Annotated in this window: 2 protein-coding genes; one reads left to right on the plus strand and one right to left on the minus strand. The window is 43.1% G+C overall.

Annotation, left to right across the window (positions count from 1 at the left end; translation table 11 throughout):
* Positions 1 to 65: 65 nt before the first annotated feature.
* On the minus strand, positions 66 to 296 hold the full coding sequence (locus NTV63_01775; GenBank protein ID MCX6709664.1) for a small nuclear ribonucleoprotein: 231 nt from the start codon (positions 294 to 296) through the stop codon (positions 66 to 68).
* A 375-nt stretch (positions 297 to 671) separates the two neighbouring features.
* Between NTV63_01775 and NTV63_01780 the strand changes: the two genes are divergently transcribed.
* A complete protein-coding gene (locus NTV63_01780; protein ID MCX6709665.1) occupies positions 672 to 5,651 on the plus strand; it encodes a PGF-pre-PGF domain-containing protein in 4,980 nt (1,659 codons plus the stop codon).
* Positions 5,652 to 5,700: the final 49 nt, after the last annotated feature.

Raw genomic sequence — 5,700 nt, forward strand, 5'->3', positions numbered from 1 at the left:
TGGTTCTTTCCGCCTGATTTCTTTCCGTGTGATGCAGTTCCTTTAACCATCTATAAAACCCCGCTTTACTCAGGCGAAATCATTGTGATTGTGTCTCCCCTAAGGAACACAACGCCCATCTTTCTTGTCATTTCGCCGTTAATGCGCTCTTCTGCTTCTTCAAGCACGGTGTTTATGTGAATGTCAAAAGCCTTGAGCTTTCCGAGATACTGCTTTCCGTTCTTGAGTTCTACGATAACTCTCTTGTCTCTTGCCTTATTTAATGCATCTAAAGGTCTTGAATTTTCCATGGTTATGCACCCCTCAAATAAAAATATCTAATGCTAAAAAGAGAAATGGCACCCATATTTAAAGCTTTTGAATAAAACAGCTTTCTTCAATATTCTGAAATATTCTGAAATTTTTAAGGAAAAAGAAGAAGATAATCGGATAAAGAGAAGAGTTCAATAGAAAAGTTCAGAAGAAGATTTCACTATTACTGTTGCTTGTATTACTGCTGTTTATTTTTATTTTTATCATAAAAATCAGAAATTTCACTAATGTGCTTTTTGTGGAGAATTGTATATAGAAATATTTAAATATCTCTTCCCTTTAAAAGGTATATTTGGGTTGTATATAGGCTAGCAAGCACATATTACTATGGAAAGCAAGCAAAAGAGGTGTGGAGATAAATGGATAGGACTATATCTAATTCTATAAATGCAAAGTTAAAGATTTCAATTATTGCATTGTTAATTTCTGCAATATTCCTCCTGGAGATTTATTCAGCGCATGCTGAAGTAACCTGGGGAAATTTCATGGTTTTTAAGGGAAGTTCCTCTCCTTATGCCTCAAACGGCCCCGGCTGCAAAAAGCCCGGTCCAAGCCAGACAACCCAGAGCATGATGATACCTGGGCAGAACTGCCCTAATGGCTCAAATGCAGTTTATGACCTGGGAGCTGTGTGGGTTGACATGGATGAAACTTATATTGCCTGGCAGGTGTATGCTCCTAACCTTAGCGACACAAAATTCTGCGGGGGAATAAAGGAAAGCCCTGACAAAAGTTTACCTCCGCCATTCCCTCCATGCTGGCAGCTCTTAATAGAATTTGATGCAGATGACAATCAGATGACAGGATGCAATATGGGCGAACCATGCTATCCCGGCGCAGATTATCAGATATGGGTAGGAGGAAACGGAACAGACCCGAAGTTTTGGAAATTCGACCTGGGCAAGAGAAGTAACGGGAGTTGCACGTCCGGCGACTGCTTTACAGCAGCAGAAGAAAATGAAACAAATAACGTAACTTTCAATTACACCTGCGGAAATCCTAACCAGCCTTATATTCTCAGACTTGCCATAAACAAGAGCGCAATATCCACCCTGAGTGGAATGAATTTCATGGTAAGCACCCTCAACTGCGACGGGACTGGCCCTGTTGAAAGCCTGGGAGGGGTTTTTGGGGGCATGATGATGGATAAGATTATGATGGGCGGTCCAATGGATATGATGTTCATGGATGAGCACCCCTGCATGGCTTATGATGGAAATGAAACCGGATGCGCAAATAATTCAAACAACTACAACTGCACATGGAACAGCTTTGAAAGGATATGCAACCCTGACTTCTCAAAAATGGGGTGCAGCGAGTTCTGCGGCGCATGCACTGACAAATCAACCTGCCTTTCAGGAGCACAGGGGAAATGCATAGATGTTACTGCCCCTCCAATGACTCCTCCGGGAACCGTTGTGTGGAATGAAACCGGAACTATGAGGATGTGCGTTGAGGACCAGCAGAAATTTATGATGGGAGGAAGCGGCTCATGCGACTCTGACTGCAAATTCTGCTACAGCGAGTCAACATGCAACAGTTCTGTATTTCCTAGCCCAATGGGAGGGAAGGGATGCAAGTGGGTTACAGACCCGTATTTCGGAAAGTCCTGGTGCGACCTTTCCACATTTGACATTACAAAATTCAACTGCGGGCAATCCCATCTTGACAGGTGCATGAATGAGACGGGATGCACTGATGCCCTAGGAAACTGGAGCGATTCCTACAAGGTATGCCACTCTTCAAATGCATCAATTGAATACCTCTGCTTTGACGGAGAGGATAATGACGGAGATAATCTCATAGACTGCAAGGATCCGGACTGCAAAAGAGACCCTTCCTGCGGAGGGGATATCTCAATGCTCACAAGCGGGTTTAACATAAACATGAACCCGTTTGATGCTATGAAGATGCAGATGTTCCAGGGTATGGACCCAAGCCCGCCAATTGACATTGCATTCACTCCTCAGAATTGGACGAACATAAAGCATCACTTTGATGTCACCGGATTTAGGGTAAAGGATATGGGCACCTCATTTGGAATGGGGATAAGGGTTGCTGACATGGCAGGAATGGGAAATTCAGGAAGCTCATGGCTGTGCGCAGCAGATAATTTTAATTCAACAAACGTGAAGTATTATTATTTTATGGACAGCGACGCTAACCTCTCAACAGGATGCAATGCCACAATTTCAGGAGGAGTCTATTATGGATTTGAGTATAAGTTTGAATATGAAATAAGAAACGGCTCAAACTCAGGAACTTTCCCTGCGAATGACACATCCATTGAAATAAGAAGAGGATATCGATGCATGCCTGATTACAATTACACTTTCTCCCTTTTCCCTGCAAAGCTTGCAGGAGCGCCTCCAATGCAGGGATTCGGAGACTTAAGCTTCTCCTGTGCAGAAGACACTGCAATAATTGCAGTTGACAAGGCAGACATAGGAAACCCAAAGGGAAACATGAGATTTATTGCAGCTGCCTCAGATGAAAACACTTCAGTTGAAAATGCAAATGATTCAATTACAGGAAAAGAGGGAAACGGGATATATTACACCCTGGGCGCAGCTGATTTCAAGCCAAAGGACTGCTTTTCAAATCCAATGGCGTGCGGGACAGCATTCAGCATAATCGGAGGAGGAAAATTCATGCCGTTTGAGGACTGCATGCTCGGGACAGGAGACGAGGATTTGGACTCGCTAACCAACTGCAATGACTCTGACTGCATTATGGCGCCCTGGTGCGCTGGGCAGTATAATCTCTCAAATGACAAAACCGCACCGACAGTAGTCGGAAACAGGGTTGAGACATTCATGGACTTTGTTTTCATGCACTGGACAACTAATGAGCCGACAAATGCCACAGTCTCGCTTTATACAACATCCTGCACAAACAGCGTTCCCAATTACACTCTCTATGACCTGGGAGACATAGGATTCACTTTTGACGACTACAGGCCATGGCACGACAAGGGAATAAAGAACGGGGAGATGGACTCAAACAACAAAGTGATTTCAATATCCTCAGGAACAACATATTTTTACAAGCTCACTGCCTGCGACAAGTCAGGGAACTGCGCTGTAAGCGGATGCCTTAACTTCACAACAGCGTCAGTGATGCAGAATTTCCAGTACAAGTTTGACTTCATTCCACCAACAGACAATGTTTTAATGAACAACACTTTGATAACGATATTCAACGGGACAGGGTACATTAATATCACATCAGGCGAGGCGCAGAACAACAGCAATTACATGCAGGATGCAAGGCTGAAATTTGACAATCCGGGCGCCAACTGGAATATTGAGCTTGAAGGAATAAACTTTGCAAAGGCAGTTAACTTCAACCTCTCATCAGCATTCAATGTTACAAATGAGTCAGGCAAGACCTATATCGGAATGGGCAATCAGAAATGGCTCGATATGGCCCAGAACCTAGGAGTGCAGTCAATAATACTGCAGATACCTGGAACAGGCAACAAACTTATCAAATGCAACGAGAACAATCTCTCTGACTGCAGCGACGTATCAGCACAGGCAGAGCTCAATGAGACAGGCGCTGACTACACAAAATGGAAGATTCCGGTTTCATTGGGATTCTCAACATACACTTTAGAGTCTGAAACTTACAACCTGACATTCACAAATACAACTTCAAACATACAGAATGTGAGCTTCGGGCAGATTGCATCATTCAGCATCAACATAACAAATAATGACAACGTGACAAGAAACTACACACTGACTGTAGTTGTAAATGGCTCTGCAACAGGCACGATAAACGGCTCAGCATCAAAGGAAATACTATTCAACAGTTCTGGGAGTTCTGGAGCGATATACGCAGTTGAAGCGAATATTACAGATACAACTGCTGAATCAGTAGCATTTGTTGTAAAAGCAACTCTCACAAATAATTCAGCAGCATTCCTCAACTCAAGCCAGGACGTGAATTTCACAGCAATCTTCTTCAGAGACACTGTTGGTCCATTATTAACAGTTTCAAGCCCTGCAAATGCCACATACTACAATTCAACGAACATTTCACTAAATTATAGCGTTTCAGACGACATAAATGTCAGCACCTGTTGGTATACAAATATAACTGGAACAAATGTGACTTTAGCAAATTGCGTGAACACGACATTCATTGCTAACGGCGGCTACTATAACATAACTGTCTATGTGAATGACACTTCAAACAATACAAACTCCTCGCAGAAATTCTTCTGGACAGATGTAAACACTCCAAAACTTCCGTCAGTTTTGAACGCAACTGTGAATACTAATGGCTCAATCTTTCTGAATTGGAGTACTGTAAGCACAGATGTCAATGGCTCTGACGAGACAACAGTAACATATAGAATATTCAAATCAACAATAAATTCAAGCGGGATAAACACAACAATGAACTCTTCAAATTATATCGGAGAAACGACTGCGAAAAACTATACAGACGCAAATGTTGCAGCCGGAACATACTATTATGCGATAACCGCAATAGACCATAACGGGCATTACAACAATTCGCTTGGAACAAATCGTTCTGCAACAGCAGCATGCTCATCGTCATGGAGTTCATGGAACACATGTTCAAGCAGCTCTCAGTCAAGAACAAAAAGCTGTTTCAATGCCACAGAATCTGAATCGCAGTCATGCACAGAAAGCAACACAGGCAGCGGCGGTTCAAGCGATTCCTCTTTAATTACCTACATCTCAGAAAGCCAAACCCTTGAAAAGGCAATCGCGGGAAAAAGCGGAATATTTACATTTGAGAAGGGCAACAGAACAGGGATAACTGAGATTTCAGTGAAGTTCAAGAATGACAAGAGCAATGTCAAGATTATAATAAGCGAGACAGCAAACCCAATAAGGATTCTGCCCATTGCAGCAGCAGACGGGAAGGTCTACAAATACGTGAAGATAACTCCGATACTTATTGAGAATTCAGAGATAGACGGGCTAACCATAACATTCAAGGTGCTTAAGTCATGGCTTACTTCAAATTCCCTTCAGTCAGAAGGAATTGTATTAATGCATCTTAAGACAGACAACACCTGGGAGGAATTTTCTGCAAGGGGCATTGGAAGCGATTCCAGCTACAATTACTACGAAGGTGACTCAGCAGCCCTTTCCACATTTGCAATAGCAGGAAAGAAGGTAGTTCCGGCAGCGCCAACTCCAACTCCCGCTCAAACGCTGACACCAACAAAGGAACTTCCTTCAGAAATCACGCCGGAGATTGAAAGCGCAACCCGCGCTTGTCAATCAGCGCGCGAAGTGCGCCGCCGTAAAATCGAATTGATTTATCCGCTCACTCGGTTTTTTATTTGCAAATAACTGATCCAATCTTCGGATGTCGGCGGATCAGTGGTGTCTTTGTTAGGCT

The organism is Candidatus Woesearchaeota archaeon (assembly GCA_026394965.1).
Lineage (GTDB): Archaea > Nanobdellota > Nanobdellia > Woesearchaeales > 0-14-0-80-44-23 > JAPLZQ01.